This window comes from Paenibacillus sp. P22, from assembly GCF_000469945.2.
In the GTDB taxonomy this organism is placed as follows: domain Bacteria; phylum Bacillota; class Bacilli; order Paenibacillales; family Paenibacillaceae; genus Paenibacillus_O; species Paenibacillus_O humicus.
The window spans coordinates 1-12,768 of sequence record NZ_CBRA020000195.1 but is presented as its reverse complement, the minus strand read 5'-3'; the positions used below and the strand labels follow the sequence as shown (position 1 = coordinate 12,768).

General features: G+C 60.2%; 15 protein-coding genes. 4 read left to right on the top strand and 11 right to left on the bottom strand.

What is annotated here, in order from left to right:
- The 4 genes from BN871_RS22225 to spoVAC all read right to left on the bottom strand — a co-directional run bounded on the left by BN871_RS22225 (position 1) and on the right by spoVAC (position 2,983).
- A complete protein-coding gene (locus BN871_RS22225) occupies positions 1 to 957 on the bottom strand; it encodes a MoxR family ATPase (RefSeq protein ID WP_048748918.1) in 957 nt (318 codons plus the stop codon).
- 163 nt (positions 958 to 1,120) lie between these two features.
- Positions 1,121 to 1,471, bottom strand: coding sequence for a stage V sporulation protein AE (spoVAE, locus tag BN871_RS22220; RefSeq protein WP_048748916.1), 351 nt, complete (start codon positions 1,469 to 1,471; stop codon positions 1,121 to 1,123).
- Positions 1,468 to 2,487, bottom strand: a complete 1,020-nt coding sequence (gene spoVAD / locus BN871_RS22215; RefSeq protein WP_048748914.1) for a stage V sporulation protein AD — start codon at positions 2,485 to 2,487, stop codon at positions 1,468 to 1,470. The genes spoVAE and spoVAD overlap by 4 nt, the downstream gene beginning before the upstream one ends.
- 1 nt (position 2,488) lies before the next feature.
- Positions 2,489 to 2,983, bottom strand: a complete 495-nt coding sequence (gene spoVAC, locus BN871_RS22210) for a stage V sporulation protein AC (protein ID WP_048748912.1) — start codon at positions 2,981 to 2,983, stop codon at positions 2,489 to 2,491.
- Positions 2,984 to 3,309: 326 nt separating this feature from the next.
- Between spoVAC and BN871_RS22205 the strand changes: the two genes are divergently transcribed.
- Positions 3,310 to 4,557: an MFS transporter gene (locus BN871_RS22205; protein ID WP_048748911.1), complete on the top strand. Its 1,248-nt coding sequence runs from the start codon at positions 3,310 to 3,312 to the stop codon at positions 4,555 to 4,557.
- A gap of 138 nt (positions 4,558 to 4,695) precedes the next feature.
- Entirely contained in the window at positions 4,696 to 5,232 is a 537-nt protein-coding gene (locus BN871_RS22200; RefSeq protein WP_049867735.1) for a C40 family peptidase, read from the top strand.
- 64 nt (positions 5,233 to 5,296) lie between these two features.
- Here the strand turns inward: BN871_RS22200 and BN871_RS22195 are convergent, their stop codons facing one another.
- Genes BN871_RS22195 through BN871_RS22185 form a run of 3 tightly spaced genes read right to left on the bottom strand, consistent with a single transcriptional unit; the run spans position 5,297 to position 7,866 of the window.
- Complete coding sequence (locus BN871_RS22195; protein WP_048748910.1) at positions 5,297 to 6,154, bottom strand: MetQ/NlpA family ABC transporter substrate-binding protein; 858 nt, start codon at positions 6,152 to 6,154, stop codon at positions 5,297 to 5,299.
- A 42-nt stretch (positions 6,155 to 6,196) separates the two neighbouring features.
- On the bottom strand, positions 6,197 to 6,856 hold the full coding sequence (locus tag BN871_RS22190; protein WP_021881207.1) for a methionine ABC transporter permease: 660 nt from the start codon (positions 6,854 to 6,856) through the stop codon (positions 6,197 to 6,199).
- Positions 6,853 to 7,866 carry a methionine ABC transporter ATP-binding protein gene (locus BN871_RS22185; RefSeq protein WP_048748942.1) on the bottom strand — a complete coding sequence of 338 codons (1,014 nt, stop codon included), beginning with the start codon at positions 7,864 to 7,866 and terminating at the stop codon, positions 6,853 to 6,855. Before BN871_RS22185 ends, BN871_RS22190 begins: the two co-directional genes overlap by 4 nt.
- A 449-nt stretch (positions 7,867 to 8,315) precedes the next feature.
- On the opposite strand from BN871_RS22185, the gene BN871_RS22180 reads away from it, so the two are divergent.
- The gene (locus BN871_RS22180) at positions 8,316 to 9,086 is read left to right on the top strand and encodes a YdcF family protein (protein ID WP_048748909.1); all 771 of its coding nucleotides are present in this window, start codon (positions 8,316 to 8,318) and stop codon (positions 9,084 to 9,086) included.
- A gap of 84 nt (positions 9,087 to 9,170) precedes the next feature.
- Here BN871_RS22180 and BN871_RS22175 read toward each other — a convergent pair whose 3' ends face one another.
- The 3 genes from BN871_RS22175 to BN871_RS22165 form a co-directional block, all read right to left on the bottom strand.
- Positions 9,171 to 10,250, bottom strand: coding sequence for a Gfo/Idh/MocA family protein (locus BN871_RS22175; protein ID WP_048748908.1), 1,080 nt, complete (start codon positions 10,248 to 10,250; stop codon positions 9,171 to 9,173).
- Between the two features lie 207 nt (positions 10,251 to 10,457).
- Positions 10,458 to 10,658, bottom strand: coding sequence for a copper ion binding protein (locus tag BN871_RS22170; RefSeq protein WP_021881609.1), 201 nt, complete (start codon positions 10,656 to 10,658; stop codon positions 10,458 to 10,460).
- Between the two features lie 183 nt (positions 10,659 to 10,841).
- Positions 10,842 to 11,318, bottom strand: a complete 477-nt coding sequence (locus BN871_RS22165) for a DUF523 domain-containing protein (RefSeq protein ID WP_048748907.1) — start codon at positions 11,316 to 11,318, stop codon at positions 10,842 to 10,844.
- Between the two features lie 263 nt (positions 11,319 to 11,581).
- Here BN871_RS22165 and BN871_RS22160 point away from each other — a divergent pair, with 263 nt between their 5' ends.
- Entirely contained in the window at positions 11,582 to 12,436 is an 855-nt protein-coding gene (locus BN871_RS22160; protein ID WP_069202568.1) for a tetratricopeptide repeat protein, read from the top strand.
- A gap of 117 nt (positions 12,437 to 12,553) precedes the next feature.
- Here the strand turns inward: BN871_RS22160 and BN871_RS22155 are convergent.
- On the bottom strand, positions 12,554 to 12,768 hold a 215-nt coding region (locus BN871_RS22155), incomplete at its 5' end, for a glycine betaine ABC transporter substrate-binding protein (RefSeq protein WP_048748904.1).

The following is a 12,768-nucleotide window of genomic DNA, read 5'->3' as shown; positions in this document are numbered from 1 at the left end:
TCAGCGCTCCAGCCGGACCGGCACCTTGGTCCGGCCGATGACGTCCTCGATGACCGTCTCGGCGCGGGTGCCGCCAAGCCTCGCAGCCGGCTTCAGCAGGAGCCGGTGCGAAAGCACGTGGACGGCGAGCTGCTTGACGTCGTCCGGAATGACGTATTCCCGCTTCTCGATCAGCGCCCGGGCTTTGGCGGCGCGCATCAATGCTACCGCCGCGCGCGGGCTGGCTCCCAGCTGCACGCCTTCATGCTCGCGGGTGCTGCGGACGAGCCGGACCAGGTATTCTCCGACCGCCTCGTCCACATGGACCTTCTCCGCCAGCTCCTGGAGCTTGACGATGTCGCCGATCTCGGCGACCCGGCCGAGCAGGTCGGAAGGATGGCCGCTTTCCTGCTTGAGCACCATGCGCCTCTCCTCGGCTTCCCCGGGATAGCCGAGCGACAGCCGCATCATGAAGCGGTCCATCTGGGCTTCGGGTAGCAGATACGTTCCCTCGAACTCGATCGGATTCTGGGTTGCGATGAGAATGAACGGGCTCGGCAGCGAATACGTCTCCCCGTCCACCGTGATGCTTCTCTCCTCCATCGCCTCGAGGAGGGCGGACTGGGTCTTCGTCGTCGCCCTGTTGATTTCGTCCGCAAGGACGAGATGGGACATGATCGGACCGGGACGGAAGATGAACTGCTCCTCCCGGGGATGATAGATGGTCAGGCCGGTAATATCGGTAGGCAGCAGATCCGGATTGCACTGGATCCGCCTGAAGTCGCCCCCGATGGAGCGGGCCAGAGCCTTGACGAGCTGGGTCTTGCCTGTGCCGGGAACATCTTCGAGCAGAAGATGGCCTCCTGCCAGCAGGGCGATCAGCACGAGCTCGATTTCGCGCTCCTTGCCGAGGATGCAGGATTCCAAATTGCGTCGAATGTCCGTGCACAGCTGTAGATCGGATGCGTAGACTTCCATGTCCATGACTCCTTCCGAAGACGGCTTCCCCTGCGATAGCGGTATCCTATTAGTTTACAAGAACCGACTAATTCTAACAATAACATCCGTTTCCAAAAAAAATTGGAGAATCCCACAGAGGGATTCTCCAATGCATACGATAGTTAGGGACAAAATGTTTCGCTCATCCCTTCGGACGGACGACGAGAGCCGCCAGGAAAGAGAAGATGATCGCCGCGCTTATGCCTGCGCTGGTGACCTTGAATATTCCGGATATGACCCCGATCCATCCCGTATCGTGCAGCTCGGTCAGCGCGCCGTGGACGAGCGAGTTGCCGAAGCTCGTGATCGGAACCGTGACGCCCGCGCCGGCGAACTTGATCATCGGCTCGTACCAGCCTAAGCCGTCCACGACGGCTCCGATGACGACCAGCGTCGCCATCGTATGCGCCGGCGTCAGCTTGCCGACGTCGAACATCAGCTGCCCGATGACGCAGATCGCCCCGCCGATCAGAAACGCCCATAAATAGATCATGCGTACACCCCGCTTTGTTCAATGGACACCGCATGCGCGATGCATGGAATCGTCTCCCCCTGCTGGAACGACAGCGGCGAAAGGAGCGCTCCAGTCGCCACGACGAGAATCCGCTTCAGCTCCCCCGACTGGACTCGCTTCAGCAGATGGCCGTAGGTGACGACGGCCGAGCATGCGCAGCCGCTGCCCCCGGCCTGAACCTTCTGCTTGTCGACGTCGTAGATCATCAAGCCGCAGTCCTTGAACTGGGTCTGCTCCATCGGGACTCCGTTGCGCTTCAGCAGGTCGGCCGCGATGCCGTGGCCGACCGTCGCCAGATCCCCGGTGACGATCAGGTCGTAATCGCCCGGCGAGCGGCCGGTGTCCGTCAGATGCATCTGGATGGTGTCGACCGCAGCCGGGGCCATGGCCGCGCCCATATTGAAGGGATCGGTGATGCCGAGATCGACGATGCGGCCGATCGTCGCGCATTCCACGACCGGTCCGATGCCTGCGGGCGCGACGACGGCCGCTCCTGCGCCGGTAATCGTGTACTGCGCCGTCGGCGGCTTCTGCGACCCGTATTCGGTCGGGTACCGGAACTGCTTCTCCGCCGTGCAGTTGTGGCTGCAGGTTCCGGCCAGCACGGATTTGCCCGCGCCCGAGTTGACGATCAGCGACGCGATCGCCAGCGACTCCATGGACGTGGAGCAGGCTCCGAAGACGCCCAGGTAGGGCACGCCCAGCGTCCGCGCAGCGAAGGTGTTGCTGATGATCTGGTTCATCAAGTCCCCTCCGACGAAAAACTCCAGCTGCTCCTTCGTCATGGAGGCATTTTTCAGCGCGAGATCCGAAGCCTGCTCCAGCAGCAGCCGCTCCGCCTTCTCCCAGCTCTTCTGCTGCATGTCCAGTTCAGGGTGGATCAGGTCGAAATCAGCGGCAAGCGGCCCTTCTCCCTCGTCAGGGCCGACGACAGTAGCCGTCCCGACAATGACCGGACGGTTTTCGAACCACCAGGTCTGCTTTCCTCTTTGCATCTTAAGGCTGCCCCCCAGTACCCAGGATGAGATGCGCGAGCCCGACGAAGAAAGCCGCTACGGTGCCGAATACGATGACAGAGCCTGCCAGCTTGAACATATTCGCCCCGACGCCGAGAACGAGCCCCTCGCTGCGGTGCTCCAGGGCGGCCGAGCACATGGAGTTGGCGAAGCCGGTGACCGGCACCGCCGTGCCCGCTCCCGCCCACTGGGCGATCTTGTCATAGACGCCCAGGCAGGTCAGAATGACCGAGATCAGAATCAAGACGGCGACCGTCGGATTCGCGGCCTTGTCCACCGGCATTTTGAAGGCATGCATGAAAAATTCCTGGATGCCTTGGCCGATCAGGCAGATGAAGCCGCCGACCAGAAAGGCGCGTACGCAGTTGCTTAAAACAGAGCGGGACGGCTCCCTCGTCTTGGCGAACGCCTGATACTCCTTCGGCGACATCGTCATTTTCTTGAAGCCTTCGCGCCGAGCGCTTTTGCTTGACATCGATGTTCCCCCTTGCTGGCCGCTATCGCAGCGCCGTCCGGCGGCGCAGCATCGCAAGCCATGAATTGGAGGTTATTATTCGCCTTTCCCTCGTCTCTTATCCAGCTTTTCGCTCCGCCATCGATTGCCAGCCGCCAGCTTCCGTCCGCGGGACATCTTAATTAGAAGGCAGAAGGTTTGGCCGGGGCGCTTCACTGGCGAAAGCGGCTGAAGGAAGCATCATTTATATTTACTTTAGTCGTGAAGTAGGATAATATACGTTATTGGTACCCTAAAAAGCTCACACACAATGTCAACCGAGGGGCCTGGAAAGAAGGAACTTATTCATGAGCCACATTCCCAAGCCTGCTTCCGGCCGAAGCAGGCTTCTGACTGCCTCGGCGATCGCAGGAATTCTGCTGATCGCCGCCAATATGCGCGCAGCCATAACTTCCGTCGGGCCCGTGATCGACCAGATCCGCGCCAGCTACGGCCTGAGCAGCGAAATGTCCGGCCTGCTCACCTCGCTCCCCCTGATCGCCTTTGCGGTCATGTCCCTGCTTGCTCCGCGCATCGCGGACCGCTTCGGCGCAGAGCGCTCCCTGCTTTACGGGCTGCTTTTCCTGATTGCGGGCATGCTGCTGCGGACATTGCCCGCCGCAGCCGGACTGTTCGCCGGCACCGCCCTGCTGGGCCTTGCGATCGCGCTCAGCAACGTCCTGCTGCCGAGCATCATCAAACGCGATTTCCCGACGCGGATCGGACTGTTGACCGGATCGTATTCGGTGACGATGAGCGTATTCGCCGCCATCGCCTCCGGCGTATCCGTCCCGCTCGCTTCCGTGCCGGGCTGGGGATGGAAAGGAGCGCTGCTCATATGGGCGCTGCTGGCCGCGGTCGCGCTCGCCGTATGGATTCCATTTACTCGAAAGTCGGCTCCGGCTGCCGCCTCCTATCAAGCGGGGTCGTCTCCGAGCATGTTCCGATCCTCGCTCGCCTGGAGAATCACGTTCTTCATGGGCATCCAGTCCATGACGTTCTATGTGACAATCGCATGGCTGCCGGCGGTATTCCATGAGAACGGGATGAGCGCCTCCGCCGCGGGCTGGATGCTCTCGCTGATGCAGTTCGTCAGCCTGCCGACTTCCTTCTTCATGCCGGTATGGGCGAGCCGCATGCGCTCCCAGGTGCCGCTCGTGCTCGTGTCCGGCGCTCTCTCGCTGAGCGGCTACTCCGGACTCCTGTTCGGCAGCACAGGCATGACCTGGCTCTGGATCACGCTGCTTGGCCTCAGTCAGGGAGCGACCATTTCGCTGGCCCTCACCTTCTTCGGCCTCCGCACTCGGAACGCCGGGGAAGCGGCGAAATTGTCCGGCATGGCGCAGTCGCTCGGCTACCTGCTGGCGGCGCTCGGGCCGATCGTGTTCGGCTCCATCCATGATCTGTCCGGCTCCTGGAAGCCGGTGCTCGCCATCCTGCTCGGCCTCTCCTGCATCGTCATCGTGCTTGGCCTCGGAGCCGCGCGCAATCGTTACGTATCCGCCGCGGAGGAGACTCTTCTCCCGGACCGTTCCGGCCAATTGAGCAACAACTGATCTCATTCGATTCCCGGCCCGCCTAAATGGCGGGTTTTAATTTGGCTTTTTTTGGCATGATTAGGCTTTTCTAAGAAAATATCCGCCTTCCATCAAGCGATGCTAGAATAGCCTTACATCGCCAGAAGGAGGAACATCATGAATCTTTTCCTGCATCTTCGCAAAACCGTCGCCGGCGCCGCCGCGCTGTCCCTTATCCTTGCCGCGGGTACTGCGGCAGCGGCCAAGCCCGTCCATGCCGCGCAGGCCAGCAGTACATATACCGCAGCAGCGTCCGCATCGACCGCTTCCGCTAAGGCCGACCGCATCGTCGCCTTTGCGGAATCCCTGAAAGGAAAGGTGAAGTACAGCTACGGAACGAACAACCCGTCGAAGCTCATCTTCGACTGCTCCTCGTTCACCAAATATGTCTTCGCTTCCCAAGGCGTCTCGCTCAAATGGGGATCGACCGCGCAGAGCAAGCAAGGCACCAAGGTAAGCAAAGCCAATCTCCGCAAGGGCGATCTCATGTTCTTCACCGTCGGCTCCTCCAAATCGATCGGACATGTCGGCATCTACATGGGCAACGGAAAGTTCATCCACAACACGATCGGCTCCAAGGTGAACGGCATCGTCATCAGCAGCTTCGACAGCGGTTACCAGAAACGGTTCGTATCGGCGGCGCGGGTGCTCTGAGCGCCAGCCGTCATAAAAAAGGCCCTCGCGCAATTGCGCGAGGGCCTTTCAGCTTTGCTTTGGATCAGAACGCCGGAACGATGGCTCCCGCGTATTTGTCTTCAATGAATTTCTTCACGTCGTCGCTGTTCAGAACCTTGATCAGCTTCTGGATGCCTTCGGAATCCTTGTTGTCCGGACGGGCGGCGACGATGTTGGCGTAAGGGGATTCCTTGCCTTCGATGAACAGAGCGTCCTTCGTCGGGTTGAGCTTGGCGTCGAGAGCATAGTTCGTGTTGATGATCGCGAGGTCGACCTGGTTCAGGACGCGCGGCAGCGTGGCCGCTTCAAGCTCCTTGAATTTCAGGTTTTTCGGGTTCGTCGCGATATCCTTCACCGTCGCGCTGATTCCGGCGCCGTCCTTGAGCGTAATCAGGCCGTTGTCTGCCAGCAGCTTGAGGGCGCGGCCGCCGTTGGTGGCGTCGTTCGGAATCGCGATTGTCGCTCCGTCCTTCAGCTCGTCCTTCGACTTGAGGCTGTCGGAGTAAGCTCCGATCGGCTCGACATGCACCGTGCCGACGCTGACGAGGTCATAACCGCGTTCTTTGTTGAACTCGTCCAGGTAAGGGACATGCTGGAAGAAGTTGGCGTCCAGCTTTTTCTCGTACAGCTGCACGTTCGGCTGAACGTAATCCGTGAACTCGACGACTTCAAGGCTGACGCCTTCTTTGGCCAGGGCATCCTTGATATGGTTCAAAATCTCGGCATGGGGAACCGGCGAAGCGCCGACCTTCAGCGTAATCGGTTCGGAAGCGCCTGCGCCGGCGTTGGATGCGGCGTTTTCTGCAGCCGCGCCGCCGGCGTTGTTGCCGTTTTTGGCTCCGCAAGCCGCAAGGGCAAGCACAAGCAGCGACAAGGTAAGCACAGTAAGCCATTTTTTCATGAGTATGACCCTCCAATAAATGTAGTGTAATCTCTCTTTGTCTTATCTCCGGCTGATTCGGCGGACAAGCCGGTCTCCAAGAACCTGGAGCAGCTGAACCAGCACGATGAGGATGACGACCGTCACGATCATGATGTCGGTCTGGAAGCGCATATAGCCGTAACGGATCGCCAGGTCTCCCAGCCCTCCTGCTCCGATGGTGCCCATCATCGCGGTGTACGATACGAGCGTGACCGCCGTGACCGTTACCGCGGCGAGCAGTCCCGGCCGGGATTCCCGCAGCAGCACGCGGCGGACGATGTCCCATTTGGAAGCTCCCATCGCTTGCGCGGCTTCGATGACGCCTTTGTCGACTTCCCGCAAGGCCGTTTCGACCAGTCGGGCAAAAAACGGAGCCGCTCCGATGACGAGAGGCGGAATCGCTCCCTTCACGCCGATGGTCGTATTGACGATTGCTTCCGTGAACGGCATGACCGCAATCATCAGGATGATGAACGGCACCGACCTCAGGATGTTCACGACGAACGACAGGACGGAATACAGAGCCGGCATGTAGAGCAGCTGGCGGCTGGACGTCAAGTACAGCAGAACGCCGAGCGCGAGGCCGAGAATGACGGTGAAGATCATGGAGAACACCATCATCGTCAGCGTATCCTGCGTCGCCTGCCAGATTTCGTCCCAATTGATATTCTCCCAAGTCATTCCGGCAGCACCTCCACATCGAGTCCGCTTGCGCGGAGCGATTCAATGACCGCGTCCGCCTCGCCGGGACCTCCGCCGCTCAGTTCGACAAGAAGCTGTCCGTACGGGGTATGCTTCATGCGGGAGACGGTTCCCTGGAGAATGGCGCATTGCACGGGACTGCCCTTCAGCGCTTCGAAGAGCACCGGCTGGTAGGTTTCTTCCCCGACGAAATGGAGCCGGATGAGCCGCGAATTGTCGCGGGTCCGCAGCGGCGCGCCGTCCGACAGATCCGACATCTCGTCGACGAATTGCCTCGTGACCGGATGGGACGGCTTCAGGAACACGTCGAGCACGTTGCCGAATTCGACGATCGTACCGGCGTCCATGACCGCGACGCGGTCGCAGATGGAGCGGATGACGCCCATCTCATGCGTGATGAGCACGATCGTCAGCCCCAGCTTCTCGTTGATGTCCATCAGCAGCGAGAGAATGCTGTTCGTCGTCTGCGGATCGAGCGCGGAAGTGGCCTCGTCGCAGAGCAGCACCTCGGGATTGGCCGCGAGCGCCCTCGCGATGCCGACACGCTGCTTCTGGCCGCCCGACAGCTGGGACGGGAACTTGTCCCCGTGCGCCTGCAGGCCGACCAGCGTCAGCAGCTCGTCCACGCGGCGGGCGATGGCCGGCTTCTTTTGGCCTGCCAGCTTGAGCGGGAACGCGATATTGTCGCGGACCGTCACGCTGGAGAGCAGATTGAAATGCTGAAAGATCATGCCGATCTTGCGGCGCTCCCGCTGCAAGCCCCGTTCTCCCAGATCGGTCAGGAGCACTTCCCCGACCTTCACCGTGCCGCGCGTCGGACGCTCCAGCAGATTCATGCAGCGGATCAGCGTGCTTTTGCCGGCCCCGGAATGGCCGATAATGCCGAATATCTCGCCTTTGCGGACATCGAGCGTGATGTCGCGGATCGCGTCTACTTCTCCGCCGCCAGCGCTGCGGTATGTTTTCGTCACATCCTGCAAGTGAATCAGGTTTATCCCTCCCGGAACAACACCGCCTATCAATTCCAATAAAACCAAGTAGTTTAAGTGGTATTATATAGGCGGGCGTCGGATTTGTCTATAGTCGATGGAAGCTCGTTCTGGCATGCGGAAGCGGCGCGGTTTTCATACCCCGTTCCCAAAGTCTTTATTCTATTATTCCGACATAATCATGTCAAATACAGAAGTTTCCTGAGGGAAGCGGAAAAGCTGCATAGCCGAGATGTGTCCGTTCCCGGAAAAGAAGGGATCGTCTGCCGTTCAGCCTGCCTATCCCCGCAGCCGGAGCATGCAGTCTGCTTTTTCAAGCTGACGGCCTCTTGCCAATCGGCTTCGTTTTATGATTTATAATAGATGAGTTTCAAAAGCAAGGGGAAACGGCGAGGGCTGCTTCAAGGCGTCCGCTCCGTCATCTCCCCGGAATCAAGCGAGGACAAGCCTTGATCTATTTCGTCAAATTCGCCTACAGCCTGCTCCTTCCTCCCGGCTTGTTCCTGCTGCTGCTCGGGGCCGCCGTCTGGAGAACGTGGATCCGGGACCGCAAATGGACATGGCTCCCGCTGCTGCTCCTTGCCGCGCTGTACGGGATGAGCTCGGGGCTGGCCAGCGACGCTCTCGTGCGGAGCATCGAAAGCCGCTATCCCCAGCCTTCTCCGGCTGAAGCGGGCAGGCAAGCCGACGTCATCGTCGTGCTCGGCGGCGGAGCGACGCCGGATACGCCCGATCTCGGAGGACTCGGCAACCTGTCCGGTTCGGGAGAAGCAAGGCTGCTGGCGGCAGTCCGGCTGCATCTGGGGACGGGGCTGCCGATTCTGTTCAGCGGAGGCCGGGTGTTCCCGGACAGCGGCAATGAAGCGGACATTGCGGGCAGGCAGCTGCGCCAGCTGGGAATTCCGGCCGAGAGCATCTTTCTCGAGAACCGTTCGCTCAATACCGGGCAGAATGCCGCTTACAGCAAGCTGCTGATGGAGGCAGAAGGGTTCAGCCGTCCCGTGCTGGTCACTTCCGCCTTCCATATGAGACGCTCGATGGAGACGTTCCGGCAAGCCGGGCTCGCTCCCCTTCCCTATCCAGTCGACTACGGAGCTCCCGCCGATGCCGTCTTCTATTGGAGCAAGCTGCTCCCCTCCGGCAGCGCCATGGCGGCCAGCTCCGCTGCTCTCAAGGAATACCTGGGCATGCTGGCCCTTTGGCTGAAGGGCTGGGCTTGAGAACCGCCACGCGTAAAACAACGGTAAAATGCAAAAAACGGTCCTCCCGTCGCCGGGAGAGGACCGTTTTTTTGCATGGCCGTATTAGTCGAAATACACCGTCTTGCCCGTACGGGCGGACTCATAGATCGCTTCGAGAATCTCCGTCACGACAAGCGCCTGCTCCGGCTTCACGACCGGTTCCGTATCGTTGAGAACGGAATCGATCCAGGCGGAGCATTCCACGTCGATATCGCGCTGCGACGTGCCGCTGTAGAAGGCGACACCGCCTGCGTTCAGATCGATTTCCTTGACGTACAGGCGGCTGCTGTCCTCGCCGTTGATCCGGAGGCCGCCCTTCATGTCGGCTCCGCCTTCCGTCCCGCTGAGCGAGCATTTCGCTTCGTCGATGTCCAGCGTGTTGAGCGCCCAGCTCGCTTCGAGCACGATCGTCGCGCCGTTCTCCATCTTGATGAAGCCCATTGCGGAGTCTTCCACGGTGAACTTGGCCGGGTCCCATGGTCCCCATGCATTGGCCGCGTTCTCCTTGGAGCCGAGCTTGTGGAAGACCGAGCCCGTCACCGACACCGGCTTGTAGTTGTCCATCATCCACAGCGTCAAGTCCAGCGCATGGGTGCCGATATCGATAAGCGGTCCCCCGCCTTGCTTTTCCTCATCCAAAAAGACGCCCCAGGTCGGAACGGCGCGGCGGCGGATCGCATGCGCCTTGGCGTAATAGATCTCGCCCAGCTCTCCGGCCTCGCACACCTTCTTGAGATGCTGGCTGTCCGGACGGAAGCGGTTGTTGTACCCGATCGTCAGCTTCTTGCCGGAGCGGCGCGCCGCCTCCAGCATCGCTCTGGCTTCCTCCGCGGTCTTGGCCATCGGCTTCTCGCACATGACATGCTTGCCGGCATCCAGCGCGGCGACCGAGATCGGCGAATGCGAATCGTTCGGCGTCAGCACATGCACGATATCCAGGCTGCCGTCCTTCAGCAGCTCCTGATAGTCGGTATATACGGCTGCGCCTTCAATGCCGTACTGATCCGCGGCCTGGCGCGCCTTCTCCTCGACGATATCGCAAAATGCCGCAAGTTCCACGTTTCCGTTCTGGCTCAATGCCGGCAGATGCTTGCCGTTCGCGATGCCGCCGCAGCCGATGATGCCCACACGCAGTTTGCTCATTGTCCAACCTCCGCAACTTGTAATTGAAAGCCCTTACCCATCTTTAATGTAACACAGAGCCTGGATGGAAAAGACTAGCGAATGAGGACATTCTTTATGCAAAATGGCGACATCGCTTCCGTCCCCTGCCGCTAGAAACAAAAAAGGAAGGAAACGAGCGCTTGCCGCTCGAATCCTTCCCGGTTGAAGCTAGCCTATCTCTTCAAATCAAACGACATCGTAGCCCTGCTCTTCGATGACTTCCTTGATCGCCTGCACGGACAGCTTGGAATCGTCGAATTCCACCGTTACTTGGCCGGATGCAAGGTCGACCTTCGCGGCGCCGCCCGCATTCCGGACCGCTCCTTCGACGGAGCTGACGCAATGCCCGCAGGACATTCCCTTCACTTGAAGAACTTCTGTCGCCATCTATTCCACATCTCCTTCAGGCTCTGCCGGAGCCGGGATTTGAATGCTCTTTCCCTCCCAATATACCCCCAGGGGGTATGTATGTCAAGACGGATTGCTTATTCATGCCCAATTTCCAAGCCAAGCCTCTCCCTTATTAGGGACCTGCGCCTGCAGAACCAGCCGCCCACTCGGCAGTCAGGATCATCCTTGGGCACAACTCGCCCCGTCCCATTCCTGCATCTCTTCCTCCGACAGCACCCGAATTCCGTGGCGGCGCAGCAAAGCGGCCGTGACGCCGCTGCCGGGAATTTTCATGCCGTTGAAATGGCCGTCATAAATGGCGGAGCTTCCGCAGGACGGACTGTTCTCCTTCAAAATGACGGTATCGGCGCCGACCGCCCTCGCCTGCTCCAGCGTCTTGTACGCTCCCGCCAGATAGAGGGCCGTGACATCGAGTCCGGCTCGGTCTACGACGCGCGCAGCGCCGTCCAGGACATCTTCTCCGCTGCCTCCCTGAATCTCCGCCGGCTCGCGGGGAGTCGAGAAGCCTCCCATAAGCTCCGGACAGACAGCGGCAGCGCGCCCGTCACGGAGCAGCGCCCCGATCTTTTCGCTCAGGCAGTGCGTTCCGTTATACCTGACCTCATGCCCGGCCAGACAGGAGCTGACCAAAATCATTCGCCTCGCCTCATTTCTTCCTGCCCTTCTTTCTTTCATTATAATACGGCGCGATGAACAGCTCCATCCCTTCCTCCTCCGGAAAACGGAATGTGTACGAAGCAGGCGATCTCGATTAAAATGAACGATAGCCATGCGCAAGTCGCGGCGGAGCGGATGGAATGATTCTGAAAACTGCGCAGCGGCTGCAGGCTCGAATTCCGGTTTCAGCCGTTGTCGTTCGGATAATCGATCCAAATCATATCATGACTGGAGTATATGCGATGAGAGATTTCGATGCCATGTGGGATTATCAGCAGCCGGATCAGACGGAGCAGCGGTTCCGTGCCCGATACGGGGAAATCAAGGATTCCGAGAGCTGCGGCTACCGGGCCGAACTGCTGACGCAGATTGCCCGCTCGCTGGGCTTGCAGCAGAAATTCGAGGAAGCCGAGGCTGTCCTGGACGAGGCGCAGGCGCTGCTTGCGGACTCCCCTCCTTCGGCCGCAATCCGCTGCCTGCTGGAGCGGGGACGGGTCTACAACTCCTCCTCCCGCCAGCCGGAATCGCTGCCTTGTTTTGTCGCGGCATGGGAGCTCGGCCTGGAGTCGGGAGAGGACGATTATGCCGTCGACGCCGCTCATATGCTCGGAATCGCGGAGCCGGCCGCGGACAAGCGGGCCGAATGGAACGACAAGGCGCTCCGGCTGGCCGAGAGCAGTCCGGCTGCGAGCCGCTGGCTTGGATCGCTGTACAACAACGTCGGCTGGGCCAAGGTCGAGGCCGGCGAGCTGGAAGAGGCTCTGGAGCTGTTCAGAAAGGCTTTGTCCTTCCGCCTGGAGCAGGGGAGCCCCAAGCCGATTGCGATTGCGAGATGGTGCGAGGCCAAGGTGCTCCGCCTGCTCGGCCGGGCCGACGAAGCCTATCCGATTCAGCTGGATCTGCTGAAGCATAGGGATGCCGCCGATCCGGACGGGTACGTCTACGAGGAGCTTGGCGAATGCCTGCTTGCGCTTGGACGCTCGCATGAAGCCGCCGAATGCTTCGGCGAGGCGCATTCGCTCCTTTCCCGGGACCGCTGGTTTTCCGAGCCCGAGCGGCTCGAGAGGTTAAAGCGGCTCTCCCTCGCCAAGCCATAAAAAAACCAGGAGGCAGGCGCATCCGAAAATGCGTCTGCCTCCTGGTTTTCTTTTTCGTCCGGCAAGCGGCTCAAGCTCATTCTTGTGCCTGGTGCCTGCCGGGACTCCGATGCTGTCCTACTTGGCCAAATCCTCGATCGAGGAAATGTCCATATAAGAAGGAACGACGAGGCCAAGCTTCGTTCCCTTCAAATTCGCCCCGAGATCCTCGTACTTGTCCTTGTACTGCTCCGCATAGTCCTTGTGCGTAATCGGCAGCCAAGCCGCGACGATCGCGTCCGCGTCGCCGTTCGCCACTCCCGCCCACATCGGACCGGCTTCCACCTGCAGCA